Below are 15,295 nucleotides of genomic sequence, written 5' to 3'. Positions count from 1 at the left end.
GGCCCCGTCTCAGGCCGATGTCCCCGTCGGGTCCAGCAGGCGGTGCAGGTGGACGATGAAGTAGCGCATGTGGGCGTTGTCCACGGTCGCCTGGGCCTTGGCCTTCCAGGCCGCGTAGGCGGTTGCGTAGTTCGGGTAGATGCCGACGATGTCGAGGTTGTCGAGATCGCGGAACGTGACGCCGTCGAGGCTTTCCAGCTCGCCGCCGAAGACGAGGTGCAGAAGCTGCTTGTTCGGTGTCGTCTCGCTCATGATCTCACAGATCCCGTGATGGTCGAGGTTGATGGACAGAGGGGCCCGGCCGGGCCACGCGCGCTCACGCCGTCGCTCCTTCGGCGAGCGCGTCGAGCACGCGTGGATGAAGTGCGCCGGGAGAGGCGACAAGCGGGCTGTGCACCGGGCTCGGCCGGTTGAAGCCGGGGCGCTCGCCCGTGAGACCTGTCAGGACCACGCCGGTCTCCGACAGGATGAGGTCGCTCGCGGCGATGTCCCAGTCGTGCGCGTTGGCGGAGGCAAGGCCCACGTCGAGGGCGCCATCCGCCACGCGCGCGAGGCGCAGCGCCAGCGAGGGGATCTTGGGCACCACGTCGATGGCGCCGAAGGAGGGCAGCAGGCGCTTCGTCAGCATGGCCGGGCCGGCGACGCGCATGGGGGCATGCGCCGCTCCCTCCGCAAGACGGCGGGGCAGAGGCTCGCCGTTGCGCAGCGCGCCGAGGCCACGGTGGGCCTCATAGGTCACGCCGAGCGCGGGCGCGTGAAGGATGGCAGCGAGCGGCTCCCCGTCCTGCAGGAGAGCGATTGAGATCGCCCAGTCGGGGCCGCCCTGCATGAAGGCGCGCGTGCCGTCGATGGGATCGACCACGAAAACGAGGGATTTCGAGAGCCGCGACGGGTCGTCCGCCGTCTCCTCCGAGAGCCACCCCGCCTCGGGCATGGCCTCGCGCAGCCGCTCGGCGATGAGCCGGTCGAGCGCGATGTCGGCCTCCGTTACTGGGGAGCCTCCGGCTTTCGACCACACGTCGGCCCGAGTCGTCTGCCCGGCGCGGAAATAGGAGAGCGCCGCAAGGCCAGCCTCGCGCGCCGTCTCGCGGAAGAGGACGCGCAGCTTGGCAGCCATGTCCGGATGGGAGGCGAGCATCGTCCCCGCAGGCTCTTTGGACGTTCCTGGATGGGCGGACTTGTAAAGGCCCCCCGCCACCGCTGCAATAGCCGGGCGGCGTGCTGTCGCACGCACTCTGTGCCCAGCCGCGAACGCGCTCGGCGAGCAGAAAGGTTTCGTTGAGCATCCCCATCGAAACGCCGGCGGCAAGAAGGTCTTAACCCAACCCGTTAAGGCCTTTTGGGCCGCTGGCGCGCAATATTGCCGGCACAAGGCGCGAGTGCTCCGACAAAAGAGAGCGCCGCGCGGGAGCGTCAGAACAAGAGGCGTCGACATGGCGGCAGGAAAGCACTCGGCCGCCGGGGCGGGTTGCCATGTGCAACCCGCCACCGGCGAAGCCATTTCCTTCAACGACATCGTGATGAAGCTTCCGGGCGCGCGGGTTGTCACCACGGCTGCGACAGGCACCTTTACGGGCGTGGCCGTACGCTTCGCGCAGGACGGGGGCGATGCCGAGATGTTCGAGCTCGTGCTCGTCGGACAGGACCGGCGGCAGGACCTCGTCATCGGCCGCTGGGACGACGGCGACATTGCTGCCGTCTGGCGCGCCGTCGCTGCGGCTTCGGGCCTGCCGCTGATGCTGGAGCGCGAGGACGGGGTGCTTGTCTGCCCCCGCCCGCAGGTCGGACGGCTGCTGCTGGGGCCGATCCGCATCCGCCGCCGTCACGGGCTGCTCAGCGGCCGCCGGCCACGCTTCCTCGTGCGGCGCAAGACCGGCAAGCCGCTGCTGCGCCCCGTCCGCGTTCACGGCCGGGACATGATGGCGCGGGACTGAATGCTCAGAACGAGGCGCGCAGCAGGGCGTCGGCGGCGAGTCCGAGCGCGAGGATCAGCCCGGCGTCGCGGTTCGACTTGAAGAGGCGCAGGGCCTTCTGGGGGGTGTCGAGCTCGATGGAGCGCACCTGCCAGGCAAGGTGCAGAGCGAACGCGCCCACAGCGACAAAGGCGAGGAGGCCGCCGCCGGCCATGTGCGCTGCCAGCCCGACGAGCACCACGGCCACCGCGTAGCACACCGCCACGCCTGTCGCAGCCTCGCTGCCGAAGAGCCGCGCCGAGGACTTGATGCCCGCGATGGGATCATCCTCGATGTCCTGCAGGGCGTAGATCGTGTCGTAGCCGATGGTCCAGAAGATCGCCGCCGCATAGGCGAGATAGGCCGGCGCCGCGAGGGTTTCCGTCACCACCGCCCAGCCGATGAGGCCACCCCATGCGAAGGCGAGGCCGAGCACGAGCTGCGGCATCGACATGAAGCGCTTCATGAAGGGGTAGATGGCAACCGGGACCAGCGACAGGAAGCCGACGAGAATCGCGAAGTCGTTGAACTGCAGCAGCACGGCGAGGCCGACGAGCGCCTGCAGCACGAGGAATGCGGCCGCGCCGGCCACCTTGACCTGGCCGGAGGGCAGGGGCCGCATGCGCGTGCGCGCCACCATGCCGTCGAGGTCGCGGTCGACGATGTCGTTGTAGGTCGAGCCGGCGCCGCGCATCGCCACCGCCCCGATGAAGAAGAGCAGGGCGTACCAGAGGTTGGGGACGGTGCCGGTGGCGATGGCCGCGAGCGCGAGCGACCACCAGCACGGCAGCAGCAGGAGCCACCACCCGATCGGGCGGTCCATGCGGGCGAGCCGCAGGTAGGGTCGCGATGCAGGTGGCGCGTAGCGGTCCACCCAGTTGCCGGCTGCAGCATCCGCGACCGGCTGGTCGAAGGGCTGCGGCGCGGCTGTCATAGCGCACCCTGCGGAATACGCATCGGCCCGGTGAGGATGTCACCCCCCCCGCCGCCGAGCAGGCCCTGCTCGCGCGCCTGTTTCTCCATCTGCGCCTGCTTGGCCGCGACGCTGCAGGCCTGGCCGCGCACCTTGGTGACCTTGGCGTGGTCGGCCTTCAGCCCGTCGATGAAGTCTTGCGGAATCTGGCACCAGTCCTTGTTGGCATCGACCCATTTCATGGTCTCGTTGCCGTTCTTGGACAGGCGGGTGAGCAGGGTGCAGGCATCGGAAGCCTTGGGCTGCTTGCCGAGCTTGTTGATGCGTTCGACGATCGACTTGCGTTCGTTGAGGAAGCCGGTGATCTGCTCGCAGCCCGAGGCCTGGGCGGACGCCGGTGTGGTGCCGAGGCCGAGCATGAGCGGGGCAACGAGGGCCGCGGCGGCCATCATGCCCATCGTGAGACGCGCCCGAAAGCTGCGTACCATGACTGTCTTCCTTCCATTGACGACGGGGCGACCGCATCGGGCCCGCCGCAACAATCCGGCCGTCACCCGAAGGGGCGAGCGGGCATCGCTGTCGCGCCCACCTTCCGCCCGCCGGCTGCTTGCCCCTAGCAGGCAAATGTGGCGGCTTTTCTCGCGGGTGGCGTGCAGGCCGACTTATCACGTATTGCTGGGGCATATCCAGCCGGTGGAGATCAAAATTGCCTGACATTTCCGCGCGTGCGCCGCGCCTGTTCGTTGATTTCCCGCTTGCCGAGGGCGCAACAGTGCCGCTCGACAAGGCGCAGGCCAACTACATCGGTAACGTGCTGAGGCTCGGGGCGGGTGCCGACGTCCTCGTCTTCAACGGGCGCGAGGGGGAGTGGCACGCAAAGGTCATCGCTGGCCGCCGCCGGCCGGAGGAGCTCTCGGTCGTCGCCCGGCTGCGGCCCCAGCCCGCACCCGGCGATCTGCACTATCTCTTCGCGCCTCTCAAGCATGCCCGGCTCGACTACATGGTGCAGAAGGCGGTGGAGATGGGCGCCTCCGCCATCCGGCCCGTGATCACGCGCCATACGCAGGTGAGCCGCGTCAACATCGAACGTATGCGCGCCAACGCCATCGAGGCGGCGGAGCAATGCGGTATCCTCACCCTGCCCGAGATCGGCGAGGAGCAGCCGCTCGCGGCGGCCGTGGCGGCCCTCGGGCCCGACCGTCTTCTCGTCTTCTGCGACGAGGCCGCACCGGTCGCCGACCCGCTCGCCGCGCTTTCAGCGGCACGGAGAGGGCCGCTCGCTGTGCTCATCGGCCCCGAAGGCGGCTTCAGCGAGGAGGAGCGCACCTTCCTGAAGCGGCGCGACAATGTGCTCGTCCTGTCGCTGGGGCCGCGCATCCTGCGGGCGGACACGGCAGCCGTCGCTGCGCTCGCTCTCGTCCAGGCGACGCTGGGCGACTGGGTGCCGGGGGCCTGACACCGGGATTGCGGGGACAGGTGCGGGAGCCAATTGGCGTTCCCGCGTGTTTCCCAATTTCGCGTCGACGATGGCGCGATTCGGCTATCTCGGAAGGATGGATGATGGATCGCAGCTATGGCTTCGGCATCGAAGAGGAATACTTTCTGTGCGACGCGCTTTCGCGCGGGCCCCGGCGCAAGTCGGCGCGCGCCTTCCTCGACGAGTGCCGGGCCAGGATGGGCGAGGCGGTGCGCACCGAGATGCTGCAGAGCCAGATCGAGGTTGCGACGCCGCCCTGCGAAACGATGGGTGAGGCCCGCGCAGTGCTCGCCGAGCTGCGGCAGGAGCTTGGCGCCCTCGCGCGCAACCACGGCCTCGTCATTGTCGCCTCCGGCACGCACCCCACGGCCGTCTGGGCGCACCAGCGACACACGGAGGCCGAGCGCTACGACCGGCTGATGCGCGACCTGCAGATGCTTGGCACGCGCAACATGCTGTGCGGCCTGCACGTACATGTGGCGGTCCCGTGCCCGGAGCGGCGCGTGAACCTCATGAGCCGGCTGCTGCCCTTCGTGCCGCTGCTGCTCGGGCTCTCGACCTCGTCCCCCTTCTGGCAGGGGCGGCGCACGGGGCTGCTCGGCTACCGGCTCGCGGCCTATCGTGAGCTGCCGCGCACCTGGCTGCCAGACCTGTTTGCCGACGAGGCCGACTATCGCCGCTACGTCGAGGCGCTCGTCGCCGCCGGCGCCATCGCCAACGAGAGCTACGTGTGGTGGGTGGTGCGGCCGGCGGCGAGGCTCGGCACGCTGGAGCTCAGGATCAGCGACACCTGCACCAGCCTCGACGACGCCATCGCCATCGCGGCGCTCTATCGGGCCCTCGTACGCCACCTCGACCGCAACGATGCCGTCATGGCTGGCCTCACCGGCGCCGACCGCGCCATCGCCGCGGAGAACTGCTGGCGCGCCCAGCGCTACGGCGTACACGGTTCACTCATCGACGAGGCTGGCGGCGGAGCGCGCGCCTTCGGCGATGTGCTGGAGGACGTCATCGACCGCGTGGCGGAGGATGCCGAGGCCCTCGGCTGCACGGCCGAGATTGCCCACGCGCGCACGATCGTCAGCCGCGGCACGAGCGCCGACCGGCAGCTGGCGCTCTATCTTGAGGGCATCGGCCGCGGGCTCGACAAGCACACCGCGCTCGTCGGCGTCGTCGACTGGCTGGCGAGCGAGACCGTGAACGTCGCTCCGGCCTGAGGAGCTGCCCAGATCTCGCCACGATTGTTGCGCGGGAGCATTGCCGCGACCGGGCAGGCGGCCTATCTAGAGCCGACTCCGAACCCTCCAGGGCCGCGATGCTGCGGCAGCTCTTGAGAAAGACATTGCATGGCTCGCGACGTGTCCGACACCACCCCCATCGGCTCGCGTGACGATCTCGTCGCTTACGTGGAAGCCGGCTGCAAACCCAAGGAAGCGTGGCGGATCGGCACGGAACACGAAAAGATTCCCTTCTACACCGCAGACTTCTCCCCCGTGCCCTACGAGGGCGAACGGGGCGTGCGGCGGCTGCTGGAGGGCATGCAGGGGCTGCTCGGCTGGGAGCCCATCATGGAGGGGGACCGCCCCATCGGCCTCTATGACGTGACGGGCGGCGGCGCCATCTCGCTGGAGCCTGGTGGCCAGTTCGAGCTCTCTGGCGCGCCGCTCGAGACCGTGCATCAGACCTGCGGCGAGGTGCATGCCCACCTCGCCCAGATCAAGGAGGTCGCGCGCCCGCTTGGCATCAGCTTCCTCTCCATCGGCATGAGCCCCAAGTGGACGCGGGCGGAGACGCCCGTGATGCCGAAGAGCCGCTACGACATCATGCGCCGCTACATGCCGAGGGTCGGCAGCCTCGGCCTCGACATGATGTTCCGCACGGCGACGGTGCAGGTGAACCTCGATTTCGGCAGCGAGGTCGACATGGTGAAGAAGCTGCGTGTGGCGCTGGCGCTGCAGCCCCTCGCCACCGCGCTCTTCGCCAACTCGCCCTTCACCGAGGGCCGGCCCAACGGCTTCCTGTCGATGCGCTCGCACATCTGGCTGGATACCGATCGCGACCGCACGGGCATGCTGCCCTTCGCCTTCGAGGACGGCATGGGCTTCGAGCGCTATGTGGACTGGGCGCTCGACGTGCCGATGTATTTCGTCAAGCGCGGCGACACCTACCACGACGTCTCGGGTGCCTCCTTCCGCGACCTGCTCGAGGGCCGGCTGCCGCAGCTGCCCGGCGAGCGGGCGACGATGTCAGACTGGGCCAACCATCTCTCGACGCTCTTTCCAGAGGTGCGCCTCAAGCGGTTCCTCGAGATGCGGGGCTCCGACGTCGGGCCGACGAACATGCTCTGCGCCGAGCCGGCCTTTTGGGTCGGCCTGCTCTACGACGAGGGGTGCCTCGATGCGGCATGGGACCTGGTGAAGGGCTGGAGCGCGGCGGACAGGCAGGGGCTGCGCGAGGCCGTCCCGCGCAGCGGGCTCGCCGCCACCATCGGCGGGCGCAGCCTTGCCGAGCTCGGCCGCGAGGTTCTCGACATCGCGCGCACCGGGCTCGCCCGCCGCAGGCGGCTCGATGCCGAGGGGCGCGACGAGACCCATTTCCTCGACCCGCTCGACAGGATCGTCGCCGAGAGGCGTACGCTCGCCGAGGATCTGCTGGCCCGCTGCCACGGCCCATGGCAGGGCTCGGTCGATCCCGCCTTCGTCGAGTGCGTCTACTGATCGCATGCGCGGCGGATCCACCGATCAGCGCCGTGCATGGTTTTCATCATCGCTCCGCATTGGTCGGGGCGGACACTCGCGGCTAGCATAGCGGCGCATGCGGAATCCGGCCTTGTCTTCCGACGAAACGAGAGCAACCGGTGCGCCGGCGGGCCGTCAGGGCCTCGCGGGCGGCACGCTCGCCCTCTATGCCCTGCTCGTCTTCTGCTGGGGGACGAGCTGGTATGCCATGAAGCTGCAAGTCGGCGTGGTCGCGCCGGAGGTGTCGATCGTCTGGCGCTTCCTGCTCGCGGCGCCGGTGATGATGGCCTGGGCTGCGGCGCGTGGCATGCGCCTGCGCTATCCGCTCGCCGACCACGCCCGCTTTGCGCTGATGGGCGTGCTGATGTTCTCCAGCAACTTCATCCTCGCCTATTACGGCGCGGGGCTGCTGACGTCCGGTCTCGTGTCGGTGGTCTTCTCGCTCACCTCCATCATCAATCTCATCCTGGGCGCCATCCTCCTCGGCCAGCCCATCGAGGGGCGGGTGGCGCTCGCGGCGCTGATGGGCGCGAGTGGCGTCGGCTTGATGTTCCTGCCCGACCTCGCGGCCGCGCAGGGCGCGTCGGGCGTGCTCGCTGGCCTCGCCTTCAGCGCGGCGGCGACGCTGAGCTTCTGCCTCGGCAACATGGTCTCGGCGCGTCTGCAGAAGCGGCAGATCGCCGTCGTGCCCGCCTCGGCCTGGGGCATGTTCTACGGCACGGCCTGGGCGGGCCTCGTCGCCTGGCTGACAGGGGCGACCTTCACGGTGGAATGGACGGCGCGCTACCTCGGCTCGCTCGTCTTCCTCAGCCTGTCGGCCACAGTGCTCGCCTTCTTCGCCTATCTCACGCTGCTCGGCCGGATCGGCGCGGCGCGTGCGGGCTATGCGACGGTGATGTTCCCGGTCGTCGCACTCGGCGTCTCCACGCTGTTCGAGGGCTACGTCTGGTCACTTCCGGCTCTCGTGGGCCTGTGCCTCGTCCTTGCCGGCAATCTCGTCGTGCTGACGCGCCCGGACCGGCGCCCGGTGGATTAACCGCCGGTTCACCCTGCCGCGACGGTCGCCCGTCCGGAAACCCCGACGTTAACCTCCCGGTGAGGCCGCCCCCGCCAAGTTGCATGGCAAATGGAGGCGGTCATGTTCAAGGCGTTTCTGAAGGACGAGAGCGGGTCGACCGCGGTCGAATACGGCCTCATCGCGCTCTTCGTCATGCTGGGCATCGTCGTCAACGCCTCGCTCATCGGCGACAGCCTGTCACGGATCTTTGCCGAGACGCAGACCAGCCTGCTGCAGTGATGGCCTATTCAGCCGCCTGCAGGCGGTTGACGTTGAGGTTGTCGAGGCTCTGGACGATGTGCTCGGCGAGCGCGTTGGCCAGCGCCGTCGGGTCGTGGTGGTTGCGGACGAGCCCGATCTTGCACGCCGGCAACGCCGGCATCCCGTCCGAGGGGCCGAGCACGCGCATGCCGGGCCGAACCGCGCTTTCCGGCAGCACCGAGACGGCGAGCCCGGCGAGCACGGCCGCTCCGACAGCCGTCGAGTTCCAGCTCGCATAAAGAACGCGGAAGGGCCGCCCGGCATTTTCCAGCGCCTCGGTGGCGCTCTGCCGCCAGTTGCAGTTAGGTCGGCCCAGGGCGAGCGGAAGGGGCGTCTCGTCATGGACGCAGTGGCGCGCCGACGTGACCCACAGCAACTGCTCCACGCGGATGATCTCGGCCGAATAGTTCTTGCCGTCCACATGGGTGATGATGGCGAGGTCGAGGTCGCCGGAATTGACCCGTTCGACCAGCATCGGCGTCGGCTCGCAGACGACCGTCACCTCCACCTTGGGATTGGAGCGCGAGAAGCGCGCCAGGATCTCCGGCAGGTAGCGGTCGGCATAGTCATCAGGCACGCCGAGCCGGACGCGCCCGGCAAGGTCGACATCGCCGAAGCTCGCGAGGCACTCCATGTTCAGCCGCACGATGCGGCGGGCATAATCGAGCAGCCGGTCGCCATCCTCCGTCAGGCGGGAGTAGCGTCCGTCACGCTCGAAGATGGGCCGGCCCAGCCGCTCCTCCAGGCGCTTCATCTGCATCGACACGGCCGATTGTGTCTTGTGCACGAGGTCGGCCGCCTTGGTGAAGGACCCCGTGTCAGCAATGGCGACGAAGGTGCGCAACTGGTCGATGTCGAGCATGTGTGCCATGGCCTCGTTCCTCCCTGTGTGATCGCATTCAATCACACATCGTGATGCTTGCAATCATAAACATTCGCTTCAATGATTAAACCGGTTGGTCCATAGTCCTTCCAGCTTCACGCATTTCCTGACCGTTCTGCAACGGCGGCCGCCCGACCGAGGGGCGGGCCCGCGACGGGTTTCCTTTGCCGGAGGCGGAGCGGCGGCGTGGACACCTGCTGGAGGACGACGATGAGCGAACTGATGACGCCGAAGGGGGAGCTTTCCCCGGCGAGTGCCCCGACCCTCGGGAGCGCCGGCGCGCGTCGCGCCGGTCGAGGCCTCTGGGACAGGGTGAAGGCGGCTGCGCGGGCGTTTCTCAACCGCCGGTCGGTGTACCGCCTCGCCGAGCTGGATGATCGCACGCTGAAGGACATCGGCCTGTTGCGGACGGATGTCGACAGTGCCTTGTCACTGCCGCTCTACCAGGATCCGACGACGCTGCTCGCCGAGCGGGCCCATCATCGACGGGCGCAGGCCCGCGCCACGGCCCGGCTGATGCGCGCCCGCGAGGAGGCAGAACGCGACGGGCAGGATGGCAATGCCCAAGACGGCAACGCCCAAGACAAGGCACAGGATGGGTGGCGCACGCCGGCCGGATGCCGCCCGGTCGACCGCCCGCGACCGCAGGTCCGTAAGGGCCGGCGCGCGGACAAGCTGGCCGTGCCGGCGCCTTCGGTCTGCGCCTGCGGCTGAGGGCGGAGGCTCCGGACAGGCCCGGAGCGTCCACCGGCGCCGCGCTCATCCGCGCGGCTTGCCGAAACTGTCCAGGATGGCGCGCATCGTGGCCATCTGCTGCTCCTGGATGTCGCGCCCGGCCTGGAACATCCGGCCGATTGCCTCCCGGTCGAAGGGGGCGGACGGCTGCTGTGCCGCGGCCGCGCCGCGCTCGGCCTGCGTGCCTGCGGCGTCGGCGGGCCGGCCGGCAAGCCCGCCGAGAAAGGTGTCAAACAGCTCCTCGAGCGGGTTGCGCGGCTGCGGCGGGGCGTCCGCATCCTGCTGCTGCGGCGACTGCGCCTGCGGCTGAGCGCCCGGCATGCCGGGGAACCCGCCCTGCTGGATCATGTCGCTGAGCTGCCCGAAGATGTCGGAGCCGCCGGAAGGCTGCCGCCTCTCGGCGGAGGGCGCCGGCCCGGAGGGTGCCGGCGCGCCGAACATCTTGCCGAACTGCTCAAGGAGGCCGCCGAGCCCCTGGTTACTTGCGCCCTTCGCCAGCCCGCCCATCAGCAGGGCAGCGAGAATGGGCAGCATCTTCTTGATGATCTCCTGGCTCACGCCGCTGACGGCGGCCGCCTGGGCAGCGACCTGACGACTGACCTCGGGCGAACCGAAGATCTGCGCCAGCACGTCGTTGCCCTCGCTGCGGCCCGCCACCGAAAAGGCCTGCGCCGGATCCTCGAAGGGCGCCTGGTAGCGGCCGGCGCCCATGAGACCGAACATGCCCATGAGGCCCGACGGATCCTGAGCCGTGCGCTGCAGGCCAACGGTGAAGGCCGGCAGAAGCGCCTCGACCGCCCGCTCGACCTCGCGGTTCGAGAGACCGAACTGGCGTGCGAAGTTGTCGAGGGCCGTGCCCCCCTGAGCCGACTGGATGATCTCGAACAGGTTGAACATGGCGCGCTCCTCCCGGTCGCCTCTCATGGGCATGACTGCAGGATCATGATTCTAGAGGCTATCGCTCGCGCCCGATAGATCGGCAGGGAAGGTGGCCTCGACCCGGATGCCGCCCGCACGGGAAGGGGCGCGCGCTGGCTGCCGCCCGCGCCAGCCACGGGCGGCGGTGGCCAGGCTCGGGTCGTACTGGTCGACGAGGACAGCGTGGGGCAGGTCGCCGCCGCGCGCATTGAAACGCGGCGTCAGGCCCTCGATGAGAATGGCCTCGAAGGAGGCGAGCAGGACGTTGAGGGCTGCGTCCGGTGTGGATGGCAGCGTGGCCGGCATGATCCAGGTGGGGTTCAGCCGCTGCTCGGCCGACATGCGCGTCAGCGGGGAACGCTCCGTTTCCAGAAAGCCGAACCAGGAAAACAGGGACCAGCCGTTGCGATAGATGCCGCGGCTATGGGCGGCGAGCCGGTCACCGATCACCTTCCCACCGGTGGTGTTGCGTCGCGAAATCCCCGCCTGTCCCGCATAGACCGGTTGCAGGGGGTCGCTGTAGAGGATGTAGACGCCCTTCTGGTCGTAGAAGTTCATCTGAATGCTTTCGAGATCGAGCTTGCACCTCTTGTTGCCCTTGCCCAGCCAACCCTGTGGCTGGCCGAGCAGCAGCCGCCTGTCCCAGTCAACCGCATTCTTGTGCCAGAAAAGTCCATAGAACTTAATGAAAACATTGAGCTTAGAAGCCTCTTCCCGATCAGTATTGTAAGTATGCATCATCTGAAGCCTTTCACCTCGAGCAATGTGCCAACGAGGAGAGTTTGATCAGGCGAAGTTAATATTGGGCAATCTGGCCCTCACGCCTCTTTCGCCCGAATTTCGTGTGCAACAACGCTGGCGGATGCAGAACAAGGCGCGGCGCGCGTCAATGTCCCGGCGCCGGCGCCTGCCGTGGTCGGGAAAGGAGGCGCCGCCGGAGGGGCGTTCATCGCCGGGCGAGAGCCCCGATGGTCCAGAAGGCCGTGAGGATGCCCGCCACGCCGAAGAGGATCGCGCCCAGCGTCACGCCGACGAGAACGCCCTCCGGGCCGCCGAAGTGGGCGCCTGCGAGCGCGAAGGGCATGGTGCCGATCGTCGCCTTGGCCCAGTTGAAGCCCGTCGACATCAGCGGAAAGCCGAGGTTGTTGAATGAGGCGTTGGCGACGAACAGCAGGCCGTTGAAGAGCCACAGCACGCCGCTGATGACGCAGAAGAAGGCGACGAGCCGGCCCGTTTCCGTGCCGGCAACATCGAAGAGGAGGGGCACGGCATCACGGACGAGGGCGAGCGCGAGCCCCGCCGCGCCCACGTAGACCACGACGAGGGACAGGGCATCGCGCAGCACGCGGCGCATGCGGTCGAAGCGCTGCGCGCCCCAGTTCTGCCCGAGGATCGGGCCGACGGCGCCGGACAGGGCAAAGACGACGCCAAAGCACAGCGGCACCAGGCGGTCGACGATGGCCACGGCTGCCATCGCCTCGTCGCCGAACCGCGCCATGACGCTCGCCACGAAGGCGTTCGCCACCGGCGTCGCCACATTGGCGAGAATGGCCGGGAGTGCGATGGTGAGCATCGGCTTCAGGTCGGCGACGACATGGGCGAGCCGCGGCCTTGCCAGAAGGCCGTGCACGCGGCCAGCACCATGCAGCCCCACCGCAAGGAAGACGAGGCGCGACAGCGCCGTCGCCGTTGCCGCTCCCTCGACGCCCCAGCCGAGGCCGAGGATAAGAATGGGATCGGCCACCGCCGTCACGATCCCGCCGGAAAGCGTCACGTACATCGAGCGGCGCGCATCGCCCACCGCGCGCAGAACGCCAGAGAGCGCCATGCCGAGGCCCATGAAGATATTGGCCGGCAGGGCGATGACGAGAAAGCGCATGGCCGCGTCCTGCGCCTCACCGTGGGCGCCGAGCAGGGCGAGCAGCGGGCCGAGGAAGGGCAGGGAGCCGAGGCCGACGATGCCGGCGATGACTCCCGTCTGCACCATCCCCGAGACGGCGAGGCGCCGCGCCTTCTCCCGCTCGCGGGCCCCGAGCGCGCGCGACACGAGCGCACCCACCGCGATCATGAGGCCGATGTTGATGGAGGTGGCGAAGAAGAGGACGATGGTGGCGAAGCCGACGCCTGCGGTCAGCGTCGGCTCACCGAGCCAGGAGATGTAGAGAAGCGACAGGAAGTCGACGACGAAGACGGCTACGAGGCCGATCGCGCCGGCTGCCGTCATCACGAGCACGTGGCGCAGCGTCGAGCCCTGCGTGAACTTGCCGGCCTCGCCCCCGTCCGGAGGCGGGGCGGCGGGAGTGTCCGCGGGCTGGGCGGGACGGTCCTGCCGGGAAACCGCGCTCATTACCGGTGTGCCTCGGCGTCGGCCACGAGATCGCGCGTTTCGGCGCTCAGCCCAGCGGCCCTCTTTCGGGGTGGCGTCAGCGGCTCGGGTTTCAGCTTCGCGCCGTGCAGCAGCTCCTTCCCGCCGAGAAGGCCCTCGCTGCGCTGGAGCACGAGGCGCGCGATGTCACGCCGGCGCACATCCTCGGTGACGAGCCGGGCCTCCTCCTCGGAGACGCCGAGCCCTTCGAGGGTCGCCCGGCCGAACTGCAGGGCCGATTCGAAGGTCTCGCGGATCTGGAAATCGACCTCGAGGTTCATGAGGTCGATCGCGTGCGCCCGGTCGATGGCGCGCACATAGGTGCGGGCGCGCGGGAACTCGGCGTGGACCATCTCGGCAATCTTCAGGGCGGCGGCCGCATCGTCGATGCAGACGCAGATGACGTCGGCCGAGCCGGCGCCCGCTGCGCGCAGCACGTCGAGGCGCCCGCCATCGCCGTAATAGATCTTGAAGCCGAAGCGGGCGGCGTTGCGGATGCTGCCGACGTCGCGGTCGATCACCGTCACGTCCACCCCGCGGGCGAGGAGCACCTGGTTGACGACCTGGCCGAACCGGCCAAAGCCGACGACGATGACGCTGGCGCCGGTCTCGCCGGCGGGCAGGGTGACATCCGGCGGCGGCTCGGCCGACGCGGGCCTTCGCGCAAGACGGTTCTCGAGCAGCCGCGCGAGCAACGGGCCGAGCAGCATGGTGAGCGCCGCGAGCGCGGTGACGATCTGCACGCGCTCACTCGTCAGCAGGCCGACCTCGCCCCCGAGCGGCACCAGGACGAAGGAGAACTCGCCCGCTGGCGCGAGCAGGACGCCGATGCGCAGGGCGTCCGGCCAGGCAGAGCCGAAGCCGCGGGCAAGAACGGCGGCGATGAGGCTCTTGCCGATGACGAGGGCCGGTGCGAGGACGAGAAGCAGCAGCGCGTGCTGGCGCACGTAGGCTGCATCGAGCGACATGCCGACGCTCATGAAGAAGAGGCCGAGCAGCAGGCCGCGGAAGGGCTCGATATCGGCCTCGAGCTGGTGGCGGAAGTTCGATTCGGCCAGCAGCACCCCGGCGAGGAATGCGCCCATGGCCATGGACAGGCCCACCTGCTCCATCAGCATCGCGGCTCCGAGCACGACGAGCAGCGCTGCGGCGGTCATAACCTCGCGGCCGCCGCTGCCGGCGAGCAGGCGGAACAGCGGGTTGAGCAGGTAGCGGCCGACCACGACCACGAGCGCGACGGCGGCGAGGGCGCGCGCCGAGGCGCCGGCGGCCCCCGCCAGCGCCTGCCCGCTGCCGAGCGTCTCGGTGTTGGCCAGAAGCGGCACAAGCGCCAGGATCGGCACGATGGACAGATCCTGGAACAGGAGGATGGAGAAGGTGCGCTGGCCGTAGGGCGTGGAAAGATCGCGCCGCTCGTCCAGTACCTGCAGCGCGATGGCCGTCGCTGACAGGGACAGCGCGAGCCCGGTGACGATCATCCCCCGCGCGCTGTGGCCGAGCACGGCAGCGACCGCGGCGGTGAGGGCGCAGGTGACGACGATCTGCGCCAGGCCCAGGCCGAAGATGTCGCGCCGCATGGCGAAGAGGTTCGACACCTTCAGCTCGAGGCCGATGATGAAGAGCAGCAGCACGACGCCCAGCTCCGCCACACCGCGTACGTCCCGCGTGTCGCCGACGAGCCCCATCACCGACGGGCCAATGACGATGCCGGCGACGAGATAGCCGAGAACGGAGCCAAGCCCGAGCCTGCGGAAGAGGGGGACAGCCACCACCGCTGCGGCGCAAAAGGTCAGGATTGGCGGCATGAAGCTCGCATGTTCGGCGGTGCTGGCGGCCATGGGCAACTCGTGGCTGGCCCGCTGCCGGATCGAAGGCGGGCGAGATGGCTCGGGCAACGGCCGGCCGGCACCTGCCGGGCACCCTCGCCGAAGCAGAACCGGTCAATAACTATCTCAGGCCACACGCGAGGGGAATGCCGCCTGCCCCTTTCCCCTTC

Annotated in this window: 16 protein-coding genes; 7 read left to right on the top strand and 9 right to left on the bottom strand. The window is 69.0% G+C overall.

What is annotated here, in order from left to right:
* Positions 1 to 9 precede the first annotated feature (9 nt).
* Both HNQ73_RS10905 and HNQ73_RS10900 read right to left on the bottom strand, forming a co-directional pair.
* Positions 10 to 252 (bottom strand): DUF4170 domain-containing protein, encoded by a 243-nt coding sequence (locus HNQ73_RS10905; RefSeq protein WP_183334863.1) that lies wholly within the window; start codon positions 250 to 252, stop codon positions 10 to 12.
* Positions 253 to 316: 64 nt separating this feature from the next.
* Entirely contained in the window at positions 317 to 1,138 is an 822-nt protein-coding gene (locus HNQ73_RS10900) for a 3'(2'),5'-bisphosphate nucleotidase CysQ (RefSeq protein WP_183334862.1), read from the bottom strand.
* 295 nt (positions 1,139 to 1,433) lie between these two features.
* Between HNQ73_RS10900 and HNQ73_RS10895 the strand changes: the two genes are divergently transcribed.
* Positions 1,434 to 1,934 (top strand): DUF6101 family protein, encoded by a 501-nt coding sequence (locus HNQ73_RS10895; protein ID WP_183334861.1) that lies wholly within the window; start codon positions 1,434 to 1,436, stop codon positions 1,932 to 1,934.
* Between the two features lie 4 nt (positions 1,935 to 1,938).
* On the opposite strand, the gene ubiA is transcribed toward HNQ73_RS10895, so the two are convergent.
* Positions 1,939 to 2,886, bottom strand: a complete 948-nt coding sequence (gene ubiA / locus HNQ73_RS10890; protein ID WP_183334860.1) for a 4-hydroxybenzoate octaprenyltransferase — start codon at positions 2,884 to 2,886, stop codon at positions 1,939 to 1,941.
* Positions 2,883 to 3,353, bottom strand: coding sequence for a hypothetical protein (locus HNQ73_RS10885; protein WP_183334859.1), 471 nt, complete (start codon positions 3,351 to 3,353; stop codon positions 2,883 to 2,885). The genes ubiA and HNQ73_RS10885 overlap by 4 nt, the downstream gene beginning before the upstream one ends.
* Before the next feature lie 218 nt (positions 3,354 to 3,571).
* Between HNQ73_RS10885 and HNQ73_RS10880 the strand changes: the two genes are divergently transcribed.
* From HNQ73_RS10880 to HNQ73_RS10860, 5 genes are all read left to right on the top strand, one after another.
* Complete coding sequence (locus HNQ73_RS10880) at positions 3,572 to 4,321, top strand: 16S rRNA (uracil(1498)-N(3))-methyltransferase (RefSeq protein WP_183334858.1); 750 nt, start codon at positions 3,572 to 3,574, stop codon at positions 4,319 to 4,321.
* A gap of 104 nt (positions 4,322 to 4,425) precedes the next feature.
* Positions 4,426 to 5,559: a carboxylate-amine ligase gene (locus HNQ73_RS10875; protein ID WP_183334974.1), complete on the top strand. Its 1,134-nt coding sequence runs from the start codon at positions 4,426 to 4,428 to the stop codon at positions 5,557 to 5,559.
* 129 nt (positions 5,560 to 5,688) lie between these two features.
* Positions 5,689 to 7,059: a glutamate--cysteine ligase gene (locus HNQ73_RS10870; RefSeq protein ID WP_183334857.1), complete on the top strand. Its 1,371-nt coding sequence runs from the start codon at positions 5,689 to 5,691 to the stop codon at positions 7,057 to 7,059.
* A 112-nt stretch (positions 7,060 to 7,171) separates the two neighbouring features.
* The gene (locus HNQ73_RS10865) at positions 7,172 to 8,116 is read left to right on the top strand and encodes a DMT family transporter (protein WP_244650101.1); all 945 of its coding nucleotides are present in this window, start codon (positions 7,172 to 7,174) and stop codon (positions 8,114 to 8,116) included.
* A gap of 102 nt (positions 8,117 to 8,218) precedes the next feature.
* A complete protein-coding gene (locus tag HNQ73_RS10860) occupies positions 8,219 to 8,377 on the top strand; it encodes a Flp family type IVb pilin (protein WP_244650099.1) in 159 nt (52 codons plus the stop codon).
* Positions 8,378 to 8,381: 4 nt separating this feature from the next.
* On the opposite strand, the gene HNQ73_RS10855 is transcribed toward HNQ73_RS10860, so the two are convergent.
* Positions 8,382 to 9,269, bottom strand: a complete 888-nt coding sequence (locus HNQ73_RS10855; RefSeq protein ID WP_183334854.1) for a LysR substrate-binding domain-containing protein — start codon at positions 9,267 to 9,269, stop codon at positions 8,382 to 8,384.
* 222 nt (positions 9,270 to 9,491) lie between these two features.
* Between HNQ73_RS10855 and HNQ73_RS10850 the strand changes: the two genes are divergently transcribed.
* Positions 9,492 to 9,995, top strand: coding sequence for a DUF1127 domain-containing protein (locus tag HNQ73_RS10850; RefSeq protein ID WP_244650097.1), 504 nt, complete (start codon positions 9,492 to 9,494; stop codon positions 9,993 to 9,995).
* A gap of 45 nt (positions 9,996 to 10,040) precedes the next feature.
* Here the strand turns inward: HNQ73_RS10850 and HNQ73_RS10845 are convergent, their stop codons facing one another.
* From HNQ73_RS10845 to HNQ73_RS10830, 4 genes are all read right to left on the bottom strand, one after another.
* Positions 10,041 to 10,946, bottom strand: a complete 906-nt coding sequence (locus HNQ73_RS10845) for a DUF937 domain-containing protein (RefSeq protein ID WP_183334853.1) — start codon at positions 10,944 to 10,946, stop codon at positions 10,041 to 10,043.
* A gap of 18 nt (positions 10,947 to 10,964) precedes the next feature.
* On the bottom strand, positions 10,965 to 11,675 hold the full coding sequence (locus HNQ73_RS10840) for a hypothetical protein (RefSeq protein WP_183334852.1): 711 nt from the start codon (positions 11,673 to 11,675) through the stop codon (positions 10,965 to 10,967).
* Between the two features lie 205 nt (positions 11,676 to 11,880).
* A complete protein-coding gene (locus tag HNQ73_RS10835) occupies positions 11,881 to 13,281 on the bottom strand; it encodes an MATE family efflux transporter (protein ID WP_244650095.1) in 1,401 nt (466 codons plus the stop codon).
* A complete protein-coding gene (locus tag HNQ73_RS10830) occupies positions 13,281 to 15,137 on the bottom strand; it encodes a monovalent cation:proton antiporter-2 (CPA2) family protein (RefSeq protein WP_183334851.1) in 1,857 nt (618 codons plus the stop codon). Before HNQ73_RS10830 ends, HNQ73_RS10835 begins: the two co-directional genes overlap by 1 nt.
* Between the last annotated feature and the right edge of the window lie 158 nt (positions 15,138 to 15,295).

The organism is Chelatococcus composti (assembly GCF_014201415.1).
Taxonomy (GTDB): domain Bacteria; phylum Pseudomonadota; class Alphaproteobacteria; order Rhizobiales; family Beijerinckiaceae; genus Chelatococcus_A; species Chelatococcus_A composti.
Note: the sequence above shows the minus strand (reverse complement) of the source record. Positions and strands in the feature narration are given on the sequence as shown.